A 22966-nucleotide genomic window follows, 5' to 3' on the forward strand; every position below is an offset into this window, starting at 1 on the left:
TTAATATGAACTGTCAATTTTAACAAAAAAACATTTATTTGGCATCCAACTTAAAAATCAGTATAACAGGAAGCGTACAAATCCAACGAAATAGATCCCATGAAATAGAAAGGTGCTTTTATAGCTTTATTGATGGAAACAGACGACATGAAGAAACTTGTTTTTTACGGGAGCATAAATCTCTATAGGATTAATATTTTCATTCAAAAATTCCGTGGCAATATTTTATTTTGACGGTGCCATTTCAACTTTGTTTATAAGGGGAAAATATAAAGTGAGTTTCATTACAGATAATAATCAGTTAGAAAGAGGACCGAAGCCCTCTTAATATCACATTCCGTCATTACCTTCTTTTGATGATGAACTACCACCGGAATATCCACCACCATTCCCTTTATCTGGAGCCTTAAAGCTTTCAATTGGTGAAGCTTGGGCCTGAAGGTTTATAGGCAGCAACGGTCTGTTATGCTCACCAAATGATACAGCCCTGTTAGCAGCCTTTTGAGCTACATTCATATAACCTGCTGCGCCGGCTTTATCACCAACAGCATCTGCTGCCTCAGCCGCATTATAAGCAGAGTTAGCACTTTCAAGAGACTGATATTCATCCTGCTGATCCAGTGGGCCAGCATTACTCATATGAGTTCTGAATGCAGATCCCGTATCATTGGCTCTATTAGTCGCCTGTGCTTTCCCCTGTTTGGCCTGTTGCTGTTGTTGAAGCTCACGTTGCTGTTCACGGTCTTTGTTGATTTGCGCATTCCTGATCTGATTACCCATCGCATTTGAGGTATGAGAAACCTGATCCAACACGGTTTTGGTAAACATAGCACCTTCGACACCTTTTGATGCCGACTGTGCGTAACCCGACATGCTCTGACCACCATGAACACCAAGCCACTTCATAATTTCATCAGGGATGATGTGAATCAGAGAAAGTGATTTCTTCACTACCGTGAACATCATGGCAATATATACAGCAATGAGAGCCAGTGACTCAATGATACCTATCCCGGCATTGGCTGACATCATGCCAAACGCCCCTGAGAACGTTTCATTAACGATCCCACCAAGGATAGGGAGCATCGTATAAGCTGCTATCAATCCTGTTATCATTAGTGCTGGTCGCATGGTTAACGATAAAACCAGACCATAACCAGCGCCACCACGACCCACTACGCCATCACCGTCTGGATGTAAATGTGTTATTACCCATAATGGTGCTGCGACCATTGCTTCAAGGCACAGGATCATCCAGCCGACGCAAACACCAAACCACATGACGTAAGGCAACATAGGAATAACGACGGCTAAGGTATCACCAGCTATCCATAAAGGGATAACCAGTGGCATAACAATCCCCATAGCGCCAAATGCACCCGATACCCAGCTTGCAGTCCATGAAGTCCATGCACCAAGACCTGCGCCAACAACCGCAGAACTTCCTAATAACGTCCAGCCAGCGGCACTGATCGTATCCCCAAGCCCTTTAACGGCTAATAACGGGTTTATCGCCTGTAAATTGGCAGCAGTTGTGTCGGTTGAAAACGAAACAATTTTCCCTTGTTTTCTGCCATTGATAACGCTGGAGCTGAGAAAACCCGCCATTGCACCAGAAATGCTCTTATTGGCTTCACTCTGAAGAGAGGAAACAATTTTCCCGGCATCATCCGTTTTAGGACCTGCGCCACTTTTACCACTGGTATTGGCTTCTGTTCGGCTTTGCGCATCAATACCATTCGCATATCTTGAAGCTGTCGTTGATTTCGCCATATCCTGAGCTACTTTTGCCATAATCGCGTTCAGACTGTTATCGAATATATCGCCGTATTCCATTGTTGCTTGCCCGGCTACAGGAAGATTATGAGCTGCTCCATTAATCGCATCCTGCACACGGATCAGTTTCATACTCCATGCGCCAGCCATAAACCATCCGTCTTTCTGGACATTCTCTTTGAAATCATCCCACTGGTCGCCAGTGGAGAAAACTGTTCGTACTGCAGTATCAATAATGGATACATATGAGGCTGTTGCGCTGTTTATTCCGGTCTGAATATCAATATTATTATCGGCCACATACTGTTCAGCCAGCGTTTTCATACTGTTATTGAGGCCGATGAATGCGGCATTGTGTGCCTCAATAACATCTGAAATATTCGTCTTTATGTCCTGTGGCATATAGGCCATATACATTCCGCCCCCTGCAATGGTAGCCTGAGCTTTCGCCTGTTCGTCATAAGAAGCTTTGGCCTTGGGGTCTGTAAGCGTGATGCTTCCACAGGCAGCCTTTGATACCAGTAAATTTTTATTCATATCATTACCGGCATTGCTGGCCCCATAACTGTATGTGTATAAATAGGCACCTTTCTCCGGCGTCATTTCAAACGCAGGCGTGACGTGCGGGAAGGGATCGGCTGCTGCTGATTTCTTCCATAATTCACCCGCCTTCAACATACAGACGTTATTGATAAAGGCAGTTTTCGCTATACGGTCAAGTTCCTGATAAGACGCCGATGTTGTGATAACAGCCCCATCTGAGGGGTTGGAGGCATACGTATTCCAGACGGTATCCGCGAGACCGACTCCCTGATTAATCATCCACAGCACCATAACCTGAGCGGCACAGAAACCACCTGCTGCCGGGAGTATCATTGCCGTGCCTAATGCAGTTCTTACGGGCAACCACATAGAAGACCATTTCTTACCCAGCATTTCTCCGTCATGTGCCGTTGACATGGTTCCGGCAATCAGCGTGTAGGCAGCTAAAATGCCACCAACCAGTAAAACAGCACTGTTGAGGATCGTCATTGTGCTGGCTAAGGGGCTTTCCGCTAAATTCTCCGGGAATAAGATATCCAGAAACCACAGCTTTGATTTGTCTGTCTCCGGGACGGTAAATAAATCTGCGGCATAAGCTGACTGAGTTAATAACAGGCAAGCTAATATTGCTAATAATATCGACACTTCTTTTTTCTTTATATTTATCATCATTACATTCCTTTGCCTCTTACTTCATTGAATTACTGATGCTGCTCCAGATATCGGTTCCATTGACGGTTGCTCCCGATCCTGATGAAGAGCCAGTTCCTGCAGAAACACTTCCATTTGCGATATTCCCAATCACGGGAATATCAATAGAAATACTCTCGGATATACTTCCGGTCAGTTGAGTAACTTTTTCTCTCGCAATCGAACAGGCTTTACTTATTGCCGCTTCCTTCGTTTTTTTAATTATTGAATCCACAGAGGGAAGATTAATACCGAGGTTTCCGGTGGGCCACGCGTCCGTACAGCCAATAGTCTCAAGCGACTGATTGATGTTATCCATGAAATTCTTCGCTACCGGCTCTAACTGAGCCGCATCCTGCTTCATTGCATTATATTGTGCTTGTTTTAATGATGAGCTGACATCCGGGCTACAGACTGCTGCGTTAGCTGTGGTTGCTGAAATTAATATTGTTGCAGGAAGGATTATTTTTAAAATGCGGACACAGACATTTGTTCGCCATTTCTTTTTATTAAGTTTATACATTTGATACTCCTTTGATTTATTACATTTTATTCACCATATTTTCTTCTTGTGATTAAATAAAAATACAATGCCTTATTAATATATATTAAATAAAATGGAATTAATCAAGAGAATGATAATTTAATTTGACAATGACTTTATTTTTTATTACTGTTTAAAAGTAAATAAATGATTACTCCGAAAATTTATTACAATACTCTGAAGAGGCCAGTTTATCTGGCTTCTTTTAATTTAATAAGGATTTCACCTTCCACATACCAACGTTTAAAATATGAATATATGTGTATAAAAAGTTCAGAAAAGCCGCGTTAATGGATCACTAAATATTATCCCAATCTAACGGTTCTTCTGGTGGCACAAGACTTGTGTTCTCTACAGAAGGGATTTTATTTATACTTTCACTCTTCACTAACTCTTGAGACTTTTTAGCCTGCAATTTTGCGATTAAAAAATCTATGTCATCTTGGTTATTAACTTCTTGTATAACTGCTTCAATTGACCTGTTTTTATCTTTAAGTGTGCTATTGCCGCCGCCATTGACGACTATGCTTTCGGGTTGTTCTTCCATTGCTTCTTTCTTTTTTATAATCTCTGAAACAAAGCGAGCACGATCACCATTGAAGACAATAGCAGGGTTTATGAAATACCAGTTTTTCTCATTGGTTTTAGCAATAATACGTTTTTCGATGAGTTCTTTGATCCCTCTGTAAAAGATAGATTCAGACAAGACAAAGTGATCTATCTTTTCCGCGAGAGACATTGCCTTTTTACAGCTCAGGTAGAAATGATCTTTACCTATCGCATCCTGATATATTCTTAAAAATATGAAAAACACTTTGTATGCTGTTTTCGTGAGATCAAAGTATGCTTTTATCTGAGAGGTATAGAGTTTAATGAACTCTTCTTTATCGACCTCTTGCGTATGCACGATATTGGCGAAGTAGCTTTTACCTGTATCTTTCTTTTCGATAAGTTCTGTGCCTCTTGAAACGGTCAGATTTTTCTTTCGTGTTTCAATCTTTAGCTCTGTCTCAAAGCAAAAGGGATTTAAGCCTAAATCCAAGTCAACATCTATTTCATTCATCATGTTATTACCTCTTGTTATTTTATTTATAATAAATTAAATATCATGCACAAAAAAGATATCAAGTTTTTTGCATATTTTTTTGCGAAAATATTTTCAAAATCGCAACTATTCCAGTGACGATACTTTAAAGCACTGTCGTTTTTAAGCTAAAAATGACATAGAAACTGACTGCAAAGTCAGGAAAGCTCACCGTGCAGTCAGGAATACTGACTATAGAGTCAGGAACACTGACTGTACGGTCAGTCGTATATTTTCGTTCAAAGCCTTATGCCGTAAGGGCTACAGGCCGGTTTTATCTTAATTTAATTTTGCAAGAAGTAAGAGATAATACTTAATAGGATTAAAAGAAACCGGGCGATTTTTATAATCGCCATACAGGGTTTCAATATTTTAAATGATTAGTTTTTTTGAGTCCAATATTTATTTTTATTGCGAAGCATTTCTTTCTATTTCACTAACATCTTTTTTTTGAAAATCACCACCATCTATGAGCTGAAGCTCATGTGCTGATGCACGGCTACGCCCTAACTCTGAAATATGTATTTTTATCTTGATGAGGTGTCTTATTAATATTGATAGCAAAAAAGAGGAAAGATCTTTCCCAGATCATTTCATCATAAAAAACAAAATTGATCCTATGTTTGAACATAGCATTATCGCAATAACATATAGCATTTGCCCTTAAACGAATAGGAAAACTGTATTTTCAGTAGCAGCACTTAGTGATTGTTCAAGACAATCACATTGCTGGACAGGGTTCATCCCTGTTAGAGATATGAATTCATTCATAAAAAATTGCGGCGTAGCCGCTAATCGCGTGAAAGAAAAATAATTATAGATTTACTAGTAAGTTGGCAGTGCTTAGTGATTGTATAAAACAATCACTTCGCTAAAATATAAAATGGAGAAAAATAATAGCAACTTATAAAACAGGTTCATTGTAGAAAATAAACCAATGCAATAAAAAGTAAAACTGTACCCCTAAAATATCTCTGCATAGTTGTTCTCAGCTTCACTAATTGATGAGTACGCCCATGACGGATTCATCAGGGCGCTTGGTAGTAAATATTTATGGTTTTGGTCATCCTCATCAACAACTACAGCATTTAACTTATCAGCTACCTCCATCATCTTACAGTAAAGCGTCTCATCAGGATGCTTAGTTGAAATCCCTTTATGATTCAAATAAAGCCAAGAGTCATCGCATTTACTCTAACCATCCCATATAGCATAAAATCACCATTATTGTTATCTATTAATAATTATAATTCAAGAATGAAATAATTTATCTTTCAATATGAACAGTTCTTAATCTTGACATGGCTAGCACTTAAACGAAGTTAACTAGCCATAATAATTTCATATAAATTCTAAATGTCTCTTTTACAATGAATCACCTCAGGAACTTGGATTCCCGCCACAGGCATTAAAATTCCCCATGGATAGGTTACATCACTATTTCTTTCATATTGATAGACAACCAATTCCGGGAGATTTCTCTTATCATAAAGCCGTCCGAATCTAAAACATAGACTATTAGGTGCAGCCAAAAAAAGGTGAATTCTTTTAACACCCAACCCTGACAGGTCAGCAACGGCATGCAAGAATTGCTTACCTAACTCGACCTGCTTAATCTCCGACCATAAATTATCAGTATTTATTGCAGGTAAAAACATAGTTACTAACTTCATAGATGGGAATTGTTTTTGTATTAGTGACGAATCAATTAAATATGAACTAGAAATAACCAAAAGCACTTCATTATCGGTTGCCTGCACATCTTTGACACCTTGAATGGTATATCTTTCTTCATCATCTTCTTTATCAAGAGTTTTCCACTCACTAGAATGCCTATCCCAGTCCATAATAGTAATTTTGCACTCATCATCTAAGATGATACCATTTAATACATTCAAAGGTACAGGGGTTAAACCTCCAAAATAAACCTCAATATATTCCCTTGAATACTGTGACGTGTGGCTTTCCAGTTGTTCTTGAAGAGTCAATATCTTACGTATAGCCACATCAGGTTTTACAATGAATCCGTCTTCAACCTTTTGCCTTAAATCTAAAATGATTTCTATCGGACGAACCTTGTTTTTTTGGGGAATATATTTTGATAATGGCTCACCAGCACCATCTCGCAACCCTCTTGATTCTATACTAATGAGTTTTTTCTTATCAGTAAGTCTATTTTCACGAAAATAAACATTAATATATATCAAAGCGCTTGTTAAAATCAAACCAATCGCGACCACGAATGTAGTATAGGTAATCAAGGCGGGAGTAAATCCTGATGAATCATAATCAAAGATAAAATCTCCATCTTCTAATGGAACTTTAACTTTTAAAGCCCACCCACTAATCAGAGAAAAAGAAAGGCAAAGTAATCCAGACTTAAGAAGGATAGCAGGAACAGTTTTGACTCTGAAAAGCCAGTCAATTAAAGAGGTGATAAAATGATTTATATGTTTATTCATTGCCATTCCAAAATTATAGTTTATCCAATGAAATTGTCCCTACAGGGATTAATTGACAGGGTTTAATCCCATACCATATTTTTAATTCTTGAGTGCCGATAATTATATAAATCAAACCAGAGTTTAAAGTTGCATTTTTAATTACATTATTATAATCAGCCATATCAATGTCTGACGGAGTTGGCGTAAGTTCAGGATGAGTATGCCATAATCCCAAATGTGTCCCTTTTCCATTAGTTAAACTTATCCAGCTTTCAGCATCTTCTTGATGTCGAGAACTTCTATAAAAACTAGTCCGCGAAGAACAATCTCCTGAACCCGGAAATGTTGCATTTTCAACAAGTAATCCATTTGTATCTGAATCAATATATCCTAACAAAACTCCGCCGGATTCATGTGCGTATCTACCTTTTTGGACAAAATTCAACAAATGCGTGATAACCTTTTTTGATAAACATCCTGTGGCAATACCTTCAATATTCCAAATTAGCTGTCCACTTTCAATTATCCGCAACATGGGCACCCTTTCTTAGCTATTTGTTCAGAATGGAGAAAAGAGGGAGTGTTTTCATTATAGATACTAAAATATGCAGGGGTAAGAATTATTCCTTCACTCATAGCAATATCATTATTACCCGCCCAACGTAAATAACCATATTTTTTGGAAACAGCATACTCATATGCTAGCATTGCAGTTTTACTTGCATTGAGCGCAGAAAAAGGCGTAAATGCTCCACAACCAGTAAGTTGCTTGCTTATTTTTTGTCCCGGCTCAATGAATCCTCCCTGTAGGTTAGGCATAAGAGTATTAGTTTCATTATCGATGTAAAGACAATATAAGCACCCTTTTATATTAGTGTGCATTATTATAATTTGCCCACCAACTCCATATGCCTCAACACTAACTGAAACTAATACTGAATTCCATTTTTCTTTGAAAGCACGAAGTATAATCCCCTTCTCTAAACTTGAATTTCCAGTCGCTAAAAAAATAATGTCATAGTCATTATTGTCTTGAGAAAAATACTTCTGAGCACGAACTCTGAAAGGATGTATGTTTACACTCGGAATTCGACTCTTGAAATGGATACTTAGTTCGTCAACTTTATATTTACCAACGGAATTCAATCCAAGTAAATGTCGCCCTATATTATCCGCAGAAAACTTGTCATCATCAACAAGATATATATCACTAGCACCAGAAAGCAATGCCATTTCTGCAATTCTTGAACCAACAGCTCCAACACCGACAACCGCAATACGCTGTCGACTAGCGGGTATTCCTGTCCTTTGGGTTACATATTCCCAACTTGCAAATTGAATTCGATACAATCTACCCAACCACCGTTTATTATTATATTTACCCTGCCCCCAATGAATTAAAAACTCGCAATACCCGTAACTATTTTTAACCCGAAAAATTACACCTCTGCAACGTTTCCCCTCAAGTAAAAGGAGTTGTTCTTGTGATAATTGGTCATAAATTTTCGTCCACCACGATTCATTAATCTGACCAGTAATTGGTGGTATTTTCTTATAACTTATTGTCATAACCACCAATTTCTCACATGAATTCCGAGAAGGAACGTAACTCAGCGACGACCTAAAAACTCTTCTTACGACCCCTCTTTCCTTTCCTATTTTAGGATATTCAACTTCAGCATACGCTATATCTACATCATTATTTCCATAATTATCAATCTGTAATACCTCTGGAACCCCCATGCTTTTTAAATAACCATCTAATTCATCAAAGAACTCTCTCTTCCTTTTTGCTTTACCCATATTCCAATATTTTTTAAGTAGATTTGTCCCCTCGTCCAAGACCCATGTTATAACTCCAGCTATATCTTTTGGCTCGAATTCAATACCTTGTCCATCCTCAAAACATATGATTCCAGCAGAATTAATATGAGGCCATCCCCATACCTTATGAGGCCTGATCCATCTCAAAGATGGAAGTGTAGAAAGATCATTCGTAGTTGAAATAAGCTCAAAATCCCATAAATAGTTTTTAAAATCTAAAGAAAAAAACCATGATGTTACAAAGCCACTTTGTTTTGCAACCTTAATATGTTTACAACCATAGGATTCGAGGCTGAATGATACAGCCTCTTCAAAAGAACATTTACATACCATTAAGCTGAACGCCCTGCTGGAACAACACTGGATGAAGATGACTTCGTAGTTTCACTTTTATCCGGCACAGGAAAATCGTCACCAAATTGTGCTTTTAGCAATTTACATGCTTCATGAGTATCAGGTTGATCTCGAGCTTCAATCAATACAGCAGACAATTTCTCAAGTTTTGTCTTGAGATCCTTCATTTGATTATCGGACATACGTTCAAAAAGGTCTGTAGAAGGTTCTACTGGTAAATATATATGTAGACGATCATCTCCTCCCCAATTATTTAGCATAGAATTAACCAATGATAGAAGAGCCAGTAAATCTTGAGCTTTGCCACTCACAAAGTCAAAATTTGCAGAAAAAAGCTCATAAGCTGCTACGGTCAATCCTATACTTGGTGTATTCTTGTGTCCTAACTTTTCATCTTTCCAACGCTTTAAATAACGTACTATCCTCCTGAACTGTTTTTTATGGGAGGAATCTGTATATTTATTTAAAATAACATCCGTTAACTCACGAGCAGAAGATATTTGCCATTCAATTTCTTCTGCAGATGATGTTTCTTTTCCTCTTGCAAGGAAGGTTTGCCCATCACTATCCCCATACTCGCAACTATATAATGCTAAATCAATATGATAAATCGGCTCACCATCTCGAAGATATTCAACGGTTACACAGGGTCTTTTGATTTTCACCGTTCTATTTTTGGTATTCAGGGCATCTCGCACAATTTTTTTTAATTTTAATGGGTCTTGATAATCTTCATCATTAGGATCGCATTCAAAAATAATACCAATATCAATATCTGGATTACCATTTAGAGGGTTAATCCCTGTATGTAGCGCATAACTGCCTTGATGAAAGAACTTCATATTAGGGACATCTGAAGATAATTTATCTTTTAATTCCTGAATTAAAGTATCCCGACGGTCACGTAGTGACTCATTATCATCGTATCCCATGAGTATTTTTGAATGAAAATTTTCAAATTGTGTTTGTGCCGTAGCCATAATTAAAATGTCCTTTTTTGTAAGTAAGTATAAATAATATATTGCTTGATAATTTTTCACCACAAAATAAAAGCAATAACATTCAATCACTTAGCTAAAAACGCTTCTTTTTCATGGTAGAGTACTTAACGTTCAAAAAATAATTTCACAATGTAACTATTTACTTGCTATTGCAATTATCCTCCTAAAGTGGAAAAGGATGGAGATCCCCTCAGTGTCAGGATAGTCGTCACCCCTTCCGAAAATGAAACCAGAGGGCGGCGGAGTGACAAATGAAACGTAATAGCGACTATATTCTTGAAGTCGCTAATATGGTTCACTTTTTTTTGAAACTGAGGTCTTCTGGGTAAATATGATTATTCTCCATTTTTTCAAGCAACATTTGCAATCTTTTCATCTTGAGTTTATGCGCCTTCTTCTCACCCATCTCCCGATAGTATTCTTCCCGGCGCTCAGCAACAACTTTACGGAACTTCTTCAAAAGTTGTTCCAGTGTTTTGATGTCGGTAGTAGCCGCTTCAGCTTGGATTTTTTTATACATATACATAACGTGGAATTCATCAATCATATTGGTTATCTCCGATTCTTTACAGGATTATTTCCCTCTGCACGAGGGAATATTCATCATATTTTAATATCAGATCACTGTGAACTTTAACTTCCAATAAATAGGATCTTGATTTTTATCCTGTTTTAGGTTTCGCATAACAAGTTCAATGATGTGTTCTTGATGCCAATATAATATTGTGGTTTTTAAATCTCTTCTATTGATATCAGATATATCATTTTTGATAGAGTATTTCTTCATCTCACGAGTTATCAAAATATCATATATGACGCCTGAAAGAAAACTTCCATTCAAGATATCGATTGCTGTTTCAGGATGTTTTTCATAAATAGCATATATCTCATCACAGTACCCTTGTAAGATGTTAGCAATAAGTTCGTTTTTTTCTTTTTCTCTTTCATTAAATATAATCTCTTTCATCTTCAATCCTTCTATCATGTTAATAGTTAGTAAAAATAATCAGTTGTTATAACCGATATTGATGATAACGGAACCATATTCCAGCCCTAAGTCATTAACTAGTTCGTTATTAATAAATCGATTTAACTCGTCAAGCAAGTTGCTATCATCCATGATTTCTTCTACTGAATATCCAGTAATAGCAACATACACTTCAAAACGTTCTTGAATAGTATTCATTACTTCAGGGGTTTCTTCGCACAACATACTTACTGTGACAGATATTTTATTTGTCATTTATATTTTCCTCTTATATTTTTAGTTAGCCCCTTGCGGGGCAAGATTGAACATCACTTTCTAAAGCTTTCTGAATATCCTGTTAACATGGCAGCGACTTGTTCAAAGTTAACCTCATGAATATCGCCACTGTTTCCTTCTTGGGCTGTGAATCTCTCAAAGTTATTCTGAATATGGTCAATAACATAAATAATAAATAGATTCTTGAAATCTGGGTCATCCAGATAATCATTTGCGTCCCCATCACCATTGACTTCCATGAACATCTCCCAACTTGCTGTAAACGACCTACAAGCAAGGTCATAGAACAGTTCAGTTGATTTATTACTAGCAATACTTTCTTTAGACATATTTATACCCTCATAGTTAAATGCTTATTTAATTCATTGTTTTTTATTAGCCCCTTTCAGGGCCGAATATGCTATTATTAACTCATACTAAAAAGTAATGCTTTAGTATGCACATATCTCATTTCAAACATAACTTTATCCATATCAACATAGATAAGTCTTTCTCTTTTACCAGCTTCTTCCATATGTTCATCAAAGCGTTTTGCCAGATATTCTTTAACATGCAAAATATATGACTCCGTTCTGTTGCTATCTAACATTATGGCTGCCAATACCTCATGCTCTTCTTGTTCTTTATATATACGTATTCCTGTGATATAAAGATTCTTCGCCATAGCAGTAAAAGCTTTAGTCGATGAGTCCTTAATGTTATTTAGTTCTTCAGTATTCATATGGTTACTCCTTATTTTTTTTGAATGTATAGCCCCCTACATTTTCATGCATTATTTGAGAGCAGATTATATTTTTTTGTTTTATGCTGATGCTAAGTTCGATTGTGTTTACATATGACCTCCTACGTTTATATTTTTTGGTTAATAGACTAACTGGCTCTACCGAAACCATTGTGATTTTGCTTTTTATGCTACTTTATTACGTGATAAAGAAATCTTTTCATCAATCCACTTATCAATATCACTCTCTAAGAATGCTATTGCTCTTTCACCAAGTTTTACTTGGGCCGGAAATTCATTACGACTAATCAGGCGATAAATCCAAGCCTTACAAAGGCCAGTTCTATTTAATACTTCAGGTAAACGGATAAATCTTTTTCTTTCGTTCATATATTTCCTCGTCGTTGTTTTGATGAGGTTATTATTCGAATATCGCTTATGACAATCAACACCTGTTTTTTCGGAATTATTGCGTAAATGAGTGTTTTTTGTACAAATCAGAAAGGAATAGATTGAATGCTGTTACAAGACGGGGCTTAGAGGGCTTTAGCAAAAAGTGCTATTTTTAGAAGAGAAAAAAGGATTTTAGAAATGTATCTATTTATCAATTAATTATGATAATTCAGTTTAAATTCTGTACTGCGGAGGATACCCACTTAACAGCGCATCCCCCTTTGCTCACTTTATCTCAATCCATCAATACCGCTTTGTGGTAGTGACAGAACTGATTTTAAACTGAGTTCAATTCGACTGATGATTGCTTCTCGTGGGCCATTGCGCCAACCCGCACTTGCGTAGAAATCCTCAAGAACGCTTTTCATCTGTTCTTCGCTGTCAAAAGCACGTATGAGGTAATAGCTGTCAGCATCATGGAGAGAGTTTCCGTACGCAACCACATCAATACCGTTCCGGGTATGAAGTGGAACACTGACTTCATGCATGATCTGATGAAAGTCAGATCCAGAATCTTTTTTTAGGGTGTATTGTAGTATTTCGACGATCCTATCCTTCATACCTTCTCCATCAATGACTATGAGATACTGTTTCAATGACGCTAACGTATTCGGCTGGTTAAAGGAAGAAAAGCTGACACGGATGATGTGAGTTCAACTTCGAGTTGGTAGCTGAACTTGCTGATGTGTTATCTTTTGGCACAGTTTGACGTCAAGTATTCAGCAGCTTCGTTTAATGGTTTCATCATTGAACCCCAAATAGAACCCTCAATTGAAAATCAACATTAAATAACAATACAAATCAATTAAATAAGAAACCAGTTACAGGGACGCCAGCACCAAAATTCTCCATCGGTGATTACCAGAGTCATCCGATGAAGTCCTAAGAGCCCGCACGGCGCAAGCCCTGCGGGCTTTTTTGTGCCCTCAATTTGTCCCGCGAAGTCCGAAGAGAACTAATTAAATCCGAACCTTTTAGGCCCATTGATAGGCCCAACGAAAAGCTCTATTGTTTTCGTTGGGCCTAAACGCATGGATACTTACACATACTTAATATATCCATGCTTAATAACGACAACCACTTATTATTTAACCTAACACTGAGTGCGGCTTTTTGACCCACCACAAAATTACCGTATTGATCGCTCACAGCTGCACAAAATGGATAAATACCGTCATCAGCACTTACAGTTTTTTCCTAAAGCCAGCGCTTCGTTCGTGTGCCATGCTTAATCACGCTAATAACTTATAACGCTAAGCGAGGATATTATGAAAAAGACAATTATCGCATTATCTGCAATTCTGCTGGCTTCTCCCGTTATTGCCGCGACGACACACGCAACTGATAATGATGTAGCCGCCGCGCACGAAAATGCCAATACCGCAAAAGAAAAACTGCATCAGGCGCAGAATCAGGGCGAAGAGCAACAGTTAAAAGCAAAACATGCTGCTGAAGGTAAACAAGATGACCTGAGCAGTAAAGTGAGTGAAGGCTCACAAAAAGCCTGGAATACAACCAAAGAAGGTAGTGAAAAAGGTTGGAATGCAACAAAAGAAGGTACCGAGAAAGGCTGGAATAAGACCAAAGAAGGTGCTGCCTCCGTTGAGAAAAAAGTCAGCGAGTAATCTTCCAGCCATTCAATAATAAAAAGCCGCTTTCGCGGTTTTTTATTATTAGCAATCCTTATAATAAACGTAGAAACGCATTAAAGGGTATTGGTTTACTGAACAGATACCCCTGCCCAAAGCTAACGTTAATCCGTCGCAGCCTCTCCATTTGTTCTTCACTTTCTATTCCTTCCGCCACCAGTGGGATCCTGGCCAGTTCAGACAGGTGAACAATATTGCTGATGATAGTATCACTCACGCCGCCTTTACCCAGTGAGTCGATAAACATCTTATCAACTTTCAAGAACCGCGGCGAAATGCGTTGCAGCGCAGCATAGTTAGAATATCCGGTCCCAAAGTCATCCAGGGCTAGCGCAGCGCCTGCCTCTTTCAAGCGCCTCAGAACACTTTCACGGATCAGATTCTGCTGCCGTTCGGTGATTTCCAGCATTACGCCAATATGAAACAAGTTCATCCGCTGAATAAAGGCGATAGTGGCATCGGTAAATTCATGATCCTCCAGTGAAAGTGGAGGTACGTTAATACCGATATGAAATGGTATATCACACTGAGCCCTAAGGCACCGCATATCAACCTCTACCTGCGTCAACAATTTCAGCGTCAGCGCATTGATCAAGCCGCTATGTTCAGCCGTGTGGATAAATTCGTTAGGGGGAATAATTCCCTGCTCAGGGTGATTCCAGCGAACAAGGACTTCAGCCCCGACGATTTTTCCGCAAGCGAGTTCAACGACGGGCTGATAAAACGGAATAAATTCATCATTATTAATCGCACGCTGCAGTATTTTTATCGGTGATATCCGCTGCGCCCGGCGTAAGTGGAAATATAACAGCAAAGACAGAACCACAAATAAAATAAGAAGATAATGATTATCCCGCACATAATCCGCAATGCCATCCTGTGAATCCGTCACAATCCAGAAAGGATAGTTTTGCGAGGCCATCTGCACGAAAGGATGTTTTTCTGGATACAATAAAAAATGCACATCAATTTTTTCTTTACGGGCAAAATCCATAAGAATTTTTTCGATCGCCGCTTTATATACTGCAACAGCCACCACCTGCCCCTGAAACGGAAAATAGATTATATACATCTCCGTGTTCAGCCGATAAATCTGTTCAATCATCAGTGAGTGTGTAGTCGTTCCATTGGAAATAATCCCCGGCAATTCTCGGCCTTCAAGAGAAGAGCAGTTCCACTCACCGTTCCTGATGATACTGACTGAACGAATCTTCTCGCCAGACGCCGTAAGAAGACGCAATTTTCGTAGCAGATCGTCAGTGCAATTCTCTTGTATATGTGCGCTGGCTAACACAGCCAGTGTATTTACGTCGTCAAATATCGTATCGATTTCTTCGACCAGGCTATTTATCGCGTGTTCTCTGACAAGTTGTCCCTCTCTATCCCATTGCTGCCATGACGTCAGCACACCGGCCAGAAGAAAAAGCAACACCAGCATGATGGGTGTGATTTTCTTGGTTACAGACATGATTAACTCGTGTTGTTGAACAGAGCGCCCCGAAGGACGCTTTTTTGAGATTATTTCAGGAGGAAATGGCCAGACTGACATGCGCCAGTCTGGCTGAACTTGCCCGGTAGAATCAGCTTAGAAGTTCCATTTCACACCTACCATCGCAGCGCTGTCGTTATACCCTTTGTCGCCAGCCTGAACCCCGATATTGCCCCACAGATTAAGACGAGGACTCACCTGTCCCTCCACACCCACTTTTACCTCGGCTATATTTTTCGCTCCATCCTGGCGCACATTCACGCCATCCATGGTCGTACTGAAATCGCGTGAATTGTGCAGCCAGTTCAGCTCGGCAAACGGCTGGAATTCACGCTCTTTAGCGTTATCCATCTGGTGATGGCTCTTAATCCAGGTTTTCAGGCCCAGTCTGGTCTGCACATTACCATTACCGTTGCTGGTGATACGGGTACCGTTACTTTCACGATGGTCGTTCGCCTTCACTCCCATCCAGACTGCCTGCGCCTGAGGTTGTATGTACCATTCGTTCAGCGTTCCGTGACTGCCGGCAAACTCGCCCATTTTTTGGGCATATCCCATTTCCAGCGAAGCGGTAACCCCTTTCGATTTGTACGATTCGCCTTGCAGGTCATCGCCTTTAACATTGTTATCAAACCAGCTGTACTGAGCCCAGCTGTCCAGCCAGGCGCCGTTATGCGACGCATCATTGGCATACCACGTGGCATAAACGCCGGTGCTGTAGCCATTCACTGAGCCTTTTGAACGATAGCCCGTGCGTGAAGACTGGGTATTGCTGTGATCGTTACCGTAGCCCGCCATCACGCCAAGGTGCCAGCGATCAAGCCCACTCTGGCTCCATTGCGCAATGTCGCCCCCCAGTTGCAATACGTAACGGTTGCTCTGGGTTTTCAACTGGCCGCTACCGTCACGCCAGTTGTTGTGCCCACCGACGTGGCGCATCCACATGCTGGTGACTTTCTGCTCGCCGGTGAGGGCATCGATATACTGCGTTTCGCCCAGACGATCGTGCAAACGGGTGACGAACATGTTGTTGGCTGCCGCCAGGTTAGCCGTGTAGCTGCCGCCTTCCGGACGCAGATCTTTATCGGGATCCGGATCCGGGTTTGGCTGCGGATCGGGGTTGGTTTTACCGCTGGTCAGATACCAGTTGCCGCTGTTTTCATCCTGACCACGTCCAAGGCTGTAGTCATATGCCCCCGCCACAATACGGCCAGCCTGAATAAACTCACCATCCGATACGCCATCAACATGGATAACTTCGATACCATCAATCGTTGCGGCACCTTTCCCACCGGCGTTAGTGACGCTGACAGAAGTAGTGCCACTGGTATCACCTTTCACCACCAGCTTATCCGTAACGGAATTGTCATCCCCCAGCGCGGTGTTTAAGGAAAGATGACCATCATTACCCGTGTAATTGCCATTGACCACCAGTTGATTACCGGCCTGCTGACCATTCACACCGGTTGCGAGGATACCGCTGTTAACCAGGTCTCCCTCTACAGTGAACAGGAGGTTGTCACCGGTCCCGGTACCCACCTGCAGCACACCGGCGTTATTCACATTACCTGCGACGCCCCCTACACCCGAGAGCATCCCCGCCGTAGCTATGTTGACCTCGGTACTGGCAAGCGTGACGGGAGATGTGCCGTCACCCAGAACCAGGCCGCCCTGCTCAATATCCGTTTTCCCCGTCCAGGCGGCGTTATCACCGACGGTAATGGATCCGGCTCCCAGCTTGGTCACGTCGCCGCCACCATAAACGTCGTTATTAAGCTGCCAGTCGGTATTACTGTCCAGCACCAGTGAACCGCTATTGTGCACCTCTGCGCTGCCCAGATTTTCTGCGGTGAACGCGGTGAGCCGGGAATCCGCATCAATAGCAAATTGTCCCGTAAAGGCACTATTGTTGCCCACCAGCGCGACATCGCTTTCGGTAAGTTCAATCCGTCCGGCATCGCTGATGCTGTTGTAAAGCACACCTGCCGCCTTATTCATCGTCAGCGTTCCCGCCGCCACAATATCACCCGTGCCGAGACCCAGCGTCGTGTTCATCAGCACGCGCGCGCCTTCTGCAATGGTCGTTTTTGCCGTCAGCGTGCTGTTTTCACCGGTGATGGTCAGCGTATCGCCATTTATGTTTAGCGTGCCGCTTCCGGTCAATATTCCATCGGCTGTTCCGCCCTGCTCCAGGGTCAGGCTACCGCCATTGATGTTCAGCAGTGAGTCAGCCCCCGCCGTCAGCTTACCGACAGTCTGGCTATGACCATTCATGTCAAAACCGGTATCGGCGGCCAGACGTAGTTCACCGGTCTGTCCCAGAACATTATCGTTTTTCATCAGCAGGTTGCCGCTGCGCACATCGGTGATACCGGTGTAATCGTTATCCATATTCGATAGCGATACCGTCTGGCCTTTGGCGCTGTCAAACGCCAGATCGCCACTGCCAGTCACGCGAGCGCTCAGATCTGCGGCATTACCGGTTTTTCCGTTCGCATCCAGGACCAGTGCATTGTCTCCGGACGCGAGCAGTTCGACTTGTGTCAGACCATAGCTAATGTACAGTCCATCATCGTTATCCCCTCCGGTGAGGCGATAATCATAGGTTCCATTCGCAACAATCTCGCCATTTTGGCTGATACCGGCTTCAACCCCATCGCTGATGATATTGCCATTGCTATCGGTCAGCGTCAGATTGCCTGCACCGCCGGTGACGGAAGAATCAGATGTTGCCAGTTGAATCAGGGACTGCGCATCGTCCTGCTCAAGAAGTGATAGCGTGGTATCAGCCAGCGGACGATCGTTCGTAATCGTGCCGGTATCAACCTGCACGGTTCCGCGTCCGGAGAGATCCATCGCGCCAGCATGAATTGTTCCTTCGGAACTGCTCTGCCCCGGCGTCACCCCGTCAAAGCTGACGGTGCCGCCGTTAAACGCCAGGCCTCCGATATTTTGCTCACCGGACCCCACGTGGGTGACGTTCCCCTCGCCTACATTTAATGTTGCCTGGCTCAGCGCCTGAGTGTTTAATCCAGCCAGCTCAAAAGTGCTGTTCGTCAGCGCCAGCGTACCGTTGAATCCATCTGCCGCATTGTTGCTGGTAAAATCAAACGCATTACCGCTGGCATCAACGGCGACAGTTCCGGTTCCCGCCAGATGGCTATTAAAAGCCAGCGCAGCGTCAGAATTCAGCGACAAGGTGCTGGTCGTATCAATGTTGTAACCCGTACCGGTCGCATCGTTTTGGTTATCACCCAACGCAAAATCAACATTATTAACGGTAAATACTGAACCAGCAGTGAGATCGATATGCTCCATGCCGGTAATAGCATCGGCGTGATTGAGGATGTACTGTGCGTTATTCAACTGAAGTGTATCCTCCCCATCACCACCATTGAGGCTGGTAAACAGCGAGGTTTCTGTCTCTTTGACATCTTTCAGTACGTACAGATCGTTACCGCTGCCCGTCTTGATGTCGGTTGCGGTACTGCCAGACTCCAGCGTAACGGTGTTATCACCGCTCATCAGGTTAACCTGACCAACAATGCTGGCACCCGCCGCGTTAGTAAACGCGATGCCTGCCCCCGAGAGCATTTCTACCGCTTTTTGCGACGCATCCAGCGCTTTAATAACGCCTTTATTGATAAACGTTTCCAGGGAACCGTTATTAACATTCACCACCGCGTGGCTGGTCGATTTCGATGTCAACTCACCAGCCTGTTCAACATTTTTGGTCGTACCACCGACAATCAACGCTTCACCACCGTTAGCGTCGAGTACGTTAACGCTGACGCCCGTTTTCAGGTCGGTTGACGCATTGGTGACGATCCCTTTACCCGCAGCCTGCTCAACATTGATAACCAGATCGCGCGAGTCAGACATATCCAGCGTTTGATTCGTTTCGCTGCCGTCGATATTTTCAAACAGGATCCCCGTACCGCTCCCCGTAACATTAATCGTTCCGGAGTTGGTCTGCGCCAGGGATGCTCCGGTATGAATACCGATTCCATTCCCCACACTGATAGTTGTATCTTTTAGCTGGATACCCGCAATGTTGGCGACGTTTTCAATCGCGCTTCCTTTACCCGTACTGTCCATCGTGATGATGGCTCCATCGACCAGCAGACCTTTCGCACCAGCGCCCAACAAGATACCGTGCGCGTCGCCCGATGCTTTGGTTTCTCCCGAACCCGTCAAACTTAATGACGCATCATTGCCCACGAGATAGGCTGCGGTGCCATCCGTCGCGGTAACCGTCGCATTGTTGTTCACAACGGAATCAGCGCCTTCGATGCTGACCGCCACGCCATTTACCTTGATGTCGCCGTCGTTATTCAACGAACCACCGGAAACCAGCACGCCTGTGCTGCCAGCCTGGTCAAAGTCGATGCTGCCTTTATGGTTGAGCGTACCGCCGTTTCGGGCGATGTAGCCGAAAGCACCATCCGCCGTATTACTGGTATTCAGCGTGGCGTAACTGGTCAGGGTTGAGTCACCTTTCTGATTTTCATCGACATTGCCGGACAAGTCATAATAATTACCGTCCACAATCCCGGCGGTGGTGTCTTTACCGGAAAGTTTCACGATCACCGCGTCTTTGGTGATAACCCCATCCGCTCCGCCTTCAACCCGAATCCCGGTCGCGCCGTCACCCGTGATACTCAGCGATTGCGAGCCGGAATCAAAATGGCTCCCCGTCCCGGTCACCTGCAGAATAGTGCTGTCGGTGCCTGATGCCGTCATTGTCGTACCAGACGACCCGCTGCCATCAAAAGTCGCACCACCTTCTATGCGATATAATGTTGACCCTTCAGTCGAGACATCTTGCGTATTGGTAGAGGAGGCGTTTACTTTTGAACCTTCACCATAAATAAAATAGCCAATCTGGTTTTTGCCACTGGTAAATGAGACTTTGCCCGTATCGGTAATATCGATAACACCGCCGTCACGAACGTGCAGACCAATGGCGTTATCAGCAGCAAGATTCACACTCCCACTCATCGTGAGTTGAGACCCGGTCCCTTCGACCCAGGCACCAATATTTTTTAATGTATTATCCGTGGTACTGCCATTGGTGATATTTATCGTGCCCGAGTGAAGCGCCTGACTCCCTCCCTGCAGTTCAATACCGCTGGCGCTGTACCCATTGAGGTTAATCGTGCCGCTGTTTACCAGCCCTTTTGCACCGTTAATCCCCATCAGGCCAATATTTTGCGCTGAGCCGATGCCATTGATGTCAATGACGCCGTCCTGGGTAACGTTGATTGCACCAGGAGACGCACTGCCGTTTGCCTGAATGGCAACAGCATTCTCGACTTTTTCTCCGATCGTGATGTTCCCGGTGTTATTGATGGTTCCACTCTTCACAAACATACCAATGGCTGGAAGAGTGACCTGGACTTCTCTGGTCGCCTCATCTTTTACCGCTTGTGCAGAGCGTCCGATGTAGAGCGTCCCATTATTAGTAGCCACTGCATTACGTTGAACAAACACGCCGTAGGTATAGACACCATCGGAAGATTTCGCAGGCTCACCTCCGGTGGCAATATTCATTACTCCGTTATTAATAAAGGTCGCCGTGTCATTCATCAGCACGCCATAGGCGTTATAGATATCCTGATGCGAGGCAAGGTTGATGACGCCGTCGTTCTGTACCTTTGTCGTCCCGGTCGCGAGAATCCCGGTATGGGCGCCAACCCACGCATTTTTCACATCAAGACTGGTACCCGCATCAATAACTCCATTGTTATTTACGATGCTATCACGCGCTGAAACGACATAATCACCACCGGCTGCACCGGCGGCAACCCCCAGTGTGCCGTTGTTATTGAGGGTGGCTCCGTCGGTCAGCGTCACCACGGAGGTATCGCTAAAAACCGCCTGAATATTGGCATCAGCAGAAATATTGACGACAGAGCGCGCACCGGAAGCTTTAATAAAACTGTTCACATCACGATTCGCAGCCTGCAACACCGCATCGCCATCCGGGATATTGGTGTCGAAGTGAATGTTTTTCTGTTCCGTGGTATAGGCTTTATGAAGCTCAGCTTCGTAGTCCGTGGGCGAAAGTTGCCCAGCCTCTACGGCTTTCACCAGAGCATCATTGTAGTTTTTTAAATCATCAAGATTATTAACCGTATACTCGCCAAGCGCGCTGGAGAAGGTGCCGTTATAGGTTGCGGTATCAAAGTTATAATCTTTACCGGTATTTTTCGCGACATTACCAACGCTACCGCTTTGTACGATGGTTTTGGCGTTGTAATTCAGTACCGCGTCTTTAGTGTCACTGGCGCTGCTCTCAACGTTATAAACTCCAGAGACCTTGGTGACAGCATTGAAGATATTTGCCGAGTTTGATGCCCAGCCGCTTTCCGTTGAACCAACATTCACATCAAGCGTGCCGCCTGATGTCACTGTCGCCAGCTTCATATTCACATACTGCCCATCACCGACGCTGACCCCCAGATAAGTCGTCAGATCGCCAACGCTGGTAGAGGCAAAATTATCGCTGTCATACACCTGGACTGTACGCGAAGCCCCGGTGATGGGGTCAACGTATTGAATGCTGTGGGTACGACCACCTAAAGTCGTCTGCGTCAGATTTATATTTTCACTACCTGACGAAATATAACCATTATCCATTGCCTGCTGAATAGTCATCGTTTTAAAGCCCGATGCACCAGAGGCGATGCTGCCATATCCTTTAGTACCGGTGATAATATTCATGGTTTCACCGTCACCGACAACAAGTTGCCCTGCGCCATTAGCGTTAGTCGACGGTAAGTAATCAGGCAAGACGTAGTCAGCGGCAAAAGCATATATTGAATGCGTAGCCAGTACGGCACCTATTATACTTAGCGCAATTCTTGAAATATTAAATTTATGCGTTCCAGATTCAATGCGAGCAGAACTATTGGTTTCCACAGAAGCACCACAACGTTTTGCCAGTTCAGAAACAACAACCGCGCAAGAGTGCGAAACACTCCATACCACTTTAAAAATCTTGTTCATCATTACCATTCCGAATAATTCCACGAATACCCTTCCTGGGAAAAATTCGTGGTCACATAGCATTATGGGATGCTCATAGTTACCCCGCGGTCAGATACCTCTTCTCTGGAGTTTTTTTC

17 protein-coding genes are annotated in these 22966 nt (G+C 42.6%); 1 reads left to right on the forward strand and 16 read right to left on the reverse strand.

Annotated elements, in window-relative coordinates; all coding sequences use genetic code 11:
* Positions 1-330: 330 nt before the first annotated feature.
* From OGV52_RS11005 to OGV52_RS11070, 14 genes are all read right to left on the reverse strand, one after another.
* A complete protein-coding gene (locus OGV52_RS11005; protein ID WP_162660821.1) occupies positions 331-2991 on the reverse strand; it encodes a DotA/TraY family protein in 2661 nt (886 codons plus the stop codon).
* Positions 2992-3007: 16 nt separating this feature from the next.
* The gene (locus OGV52_RS11010) at positions 3008-3532 is read right to left on the reverse strand and encodes a hypothetical protein (protein WP_116327690.1); all 525 of its coding nucleotides are present in this window, start codon (positions 3530-3532) and stop codon (positions 3008-3010) included.
* A gap of 319 nt (positions 3533-3851) precedes the next feature.
* The gene (locus OGV52_RS11015) at positions 3852-4616 is read right to left on the reverse strand and encodes a hypothetical protein (protein WP_116327706.1); all 765 of its coding nucleotides are present in this window, start codon (positions 4614-4616) and stop codon (positions 3852-3854) included.
* 1373 nt (positions 4617-5989) lie between these two features.
* Positions 5990-7099: an SAVED domain-containing protein gene (locus OGV52_RS11020; protein WP_162660817.1), complete on the reverse strand. Its 1110-nt coding sequence runs from the start codon at positions 7097-7099 to the stop codon at positions 5990-5992.
* Positions 7100-7112: 13 nt separating this feature from the next.
* The gene (locus OGV52_RS11025) at positions 7113-7616 is read right to left on the reverse strand and encodes a Mov34/MPN/PAD-1 family protein (RefSeq protein WP_023302104.1); all 504 of its coding nucleotides are present in this window, start codon (positions 7614-7616) and stop codon (positions 7113-7115) included.
* Positions 7604-9238 (reverse strand): ThiF family adenylyltransferase, encoded by a 1635-nt coding sequence (locus OGV52_RS11030; protein ID WP_287108500.1) that lies wholly within the window; start codon positions 9236-9238, stop codon positions 7604-7606. The genes OGV52_RS11025 and OGV52_RS11030 overlap by 13 nt, the downstream gene beginning before the upstream one ends.
* Complete coding sequence (locus OGV52_RS11035) at positions 9238-10239, reverse strand: nucleotidyltransferase domain-containing protein (RefSeq protein WP_116327687.1); 1002 nt, start codon at positions 10237-10239, stop codon at positions 9238-9240. Before OGV52_RS11035 ends, OGV52_RS11030 begins: the two co-directional genes overlap by 1 nt.
* 316 nt (positions 10240-10555) lie before the next feature.
* On the reverse strand, positions 10556-10807 hold the full coding sequence (locus OGV52_RS11040) for an H-NS family histone-like protein (protein ID WP_116327686.1): 252 nt from the start codon (positions 10805-10807) through the stop codon (positions 10556-10558).
* A 69-nt stretch (positions 10808-10876) separates the two neighbouring features.
* Positions 10877-11227 carry a hypothetical protein gene (locus OGV52_RS11045; RefSeq protein ID WP_109463237.1) on the reverse strand — a complete coding sequence of 117 codons (351 nt, stop codon included), beginning with the start codon at positions 11225-11227 and terminating at the stop codon, positions 10877-10879.
* 39 nt (positions 11228-11266) lie between these two features.
* Positions 11267-11503, reverse strand: coding sequence for a hypothetical protein (locus OGV52_RS11050; RefSeq protein ID WP_038423401.1), 237 nt, complete (start codon positions 11501-11503; stop codon positions 11267-11269).
* A 53-nt stretch (positions 11504-11556) separates the two neighbouring features.
* Positions 11557-11853 (reverse strand): hypothetical protein, encoded by a 297-nt coding sequence (locus OGV52_RS11055; protein ID WP_114647541.1) that lies wholly within the window; start codon positions 11851-11853, stop codon positions 11557-11559.
* A gap of 77 nt (positions 11854-11930) precedes the next feature.
* Positions 11931-12245 carry a hypothetical protein gene (locus tag OGV52_RS11060; RefSeq protein ID WP_047740101.1) on the reverse strand — a complete coding sequence of 105 codons (315 nt, stop codon included), beginning with the start codon at positions 12243-12245 and terminating at the stop codon, positions 11931-11933.
* 186 nt (positions 12246-12431) lie between these two features.
* Entirely contained in the window at positions 12432-12635 is a 204-nt protein-coding gene (locus tag OGV52_RS11065) for a helix-turn-helix transcriptional regulator (protein ID WP_021535617.1), read from the reverse strand.
* A 293-nt stretch (positions 12636-12928) separates the two neighbouring features.
* Positions 12929-13258 (reverse strand): NIPSNAP family protein, encoded by a 330-nt coding sequence (locus tag OGV52_RS11070; protein WP_109463233.1) that lies wholly within the window; start codon positions 13256-13258, stop codon positions 12929-12931.
* Positions 13259-13966: 708 nt separating this feature from the next.
* On the opposite strand from OGV52_RS11070, the gene OGV52_RS11075 reads away from it, so the two are divergent.
* Complete coding sequence (locus OGV52_RS11075; protein WP_287108510.1) at positions 13967-14323, forward strand: KPN_00521 family repetitive protein; 357 nt, start codon at positions 13967-13969, stop codon at positions 14321-14323.
* Between the two features lie 58 nt (positions 14324-14381).
* On the opposite strand, the gene OGV52_RS11080 is transcribed toward OGV52_RS11075, so the two are convergent.
* Positions 14382-15815, reverse strand: a complete 1434-nt coding sequence (locus OGV52_RS11080; RefSeq protein WP_160312096.1) for an EAL domain-containing protein — start codon at positions 15813-15815, stop codon at positions 14382-14384.
* 117 nt (positions 15816-15932) lie between these two features.
* Entirely contained in the window at positions 15933-22847 is a 6915-nt protein-coding gene (locus tag OGV52_RS11085; protein WP_287108539.1) for an autotransporter outer membrane beta-barrel domain-containing protein, read from the reverse strand.
* Positions 22848-22966: the final 119 nt, after the last annotated feature.

The organism is Citrobacter sp. Cb041 (assembly GCF_030336655.1).
In the GTDB taxonomy this organism is placed as follows: domain Bacteria; phylum Pseudomonadota; class Gammaproteobacteria; order Enterobacterales; family Enterobacteriaceae; genus Citrobacter; species Citrobacter braakii.

Coding starts and splice junctions, on each gene's coding strand:
- OGV52_RS11005 (WP_162660821.1), bottom strand. CDS start 2,991: ATGATGATAAATATAAAGAAAAAAGAAGTGTCGATATTATTAGCAATA.
- OGV52_RS11010 (WP_116327690.1), bottom strand. CDS start 3,532: ATGTATAAACTTAATAAAAAGAAATGGCGAACAAATGTCTGTGTCCGC.
- OGV52_RS11015 (WP_116327706.1), bottom strand. CDS start 4,616: ATGAATGAAATAGATGTTGACTTGGATTTAGGCTTAAATCCCTTTTGC.
- OGV52_RS11020 (WP_162660817.1), bottom strand. CDS start 7,099: ATGAATAAACATATAAATCATTTTATCACCTCTTTAATTGACTGGCTT.
- OGV52_RS11025 (WP_023302104.1), bottom strand. CDS start 7,616: ATGTTGCGGATAATTGAAAGTGGACAGCTAATTTGGAATATTGAAGGT.
- OGV52_RS11030 (WP_287108500.1), bottom strand. CDS start 9,238: ATGGTATGTAAATGTTCTTTTGAAGAGGCTGTATCATTCAGCCTCGAA.
- OGV52_RS11035 (WP_116327687.1), bottom strand. CDS start 10,239: ATGGCTACGGCACAAACACAATTTGAAAATTTTCATTCAAAAATACTC.
- OGV52_RS11040 (WP_116327686.1), bottom strand. CDS start 10,807: ATGATTGATGAATTCCACGTTATGTATATGTATAAAAAAATCCAAGCT.
- OGV52_RS11045 (WP_109463237.1), bottom strand. CDS start 11,227: ATGAAAGAGATTATATTTAATGAAAGAGAAAAAGAAAAAAACGAACTT.
- OGV52_RS11050 (WP_038423401.1), bottom strand. CDS start 11,503: ATGACAAATAAAATATCTGTCACAGTAAGTATGTTGTGCGAAGAAACC.
- OGV52_RS11055 (WP_114647541.1), bottom strand. CDS start 11,853: ATGTCTAAAGAAAGTATTGCTAGTAATAAATCAACTGAACTGTTCTAT.
- OGV52_RS11060 (WP_047740101.1), bottom strand. CDS start 12,245: ATGAATACTGAAGAACTAAATAACATTAAGGACTCATCGACTAAAGCT.
- OGV52_RS11065 (WP_021535617.1), bottom strand. CDS start 12,635: ATGAACGAAAGAAAAAGATTTATCCGTTTACCTGAAGTATTAAATAGA.
- OGV52_RS11070 (WP_109463233.1), bottom strand. CDS start 13,258: ATGAAGGATAGGATCGTCGAAATACTACAATACACCCTAAAAAAAGAT.
- OGV52_RS11075 (WP_287108510.1), top strand. CDS start 13,967: ATGAAAAAGACAATTATCGCATTATCTGCAATTCTGCTGGCTTCTCCC.
- OGV52_RS11080 (WP_160312096.1), bottom strand. CDS start 15,815: ATGTCTGTAACCAAGAAAATCACACCCATCATGCTGGTGTTGCTTTTT.
- OGV52_RS11085 (WP_287108539.1), bottom strand. CDS start 22,847: ATGAACAAGATTTTTAAAGTGGTATGGAGTGTTTCGCACTCTTGCGCG.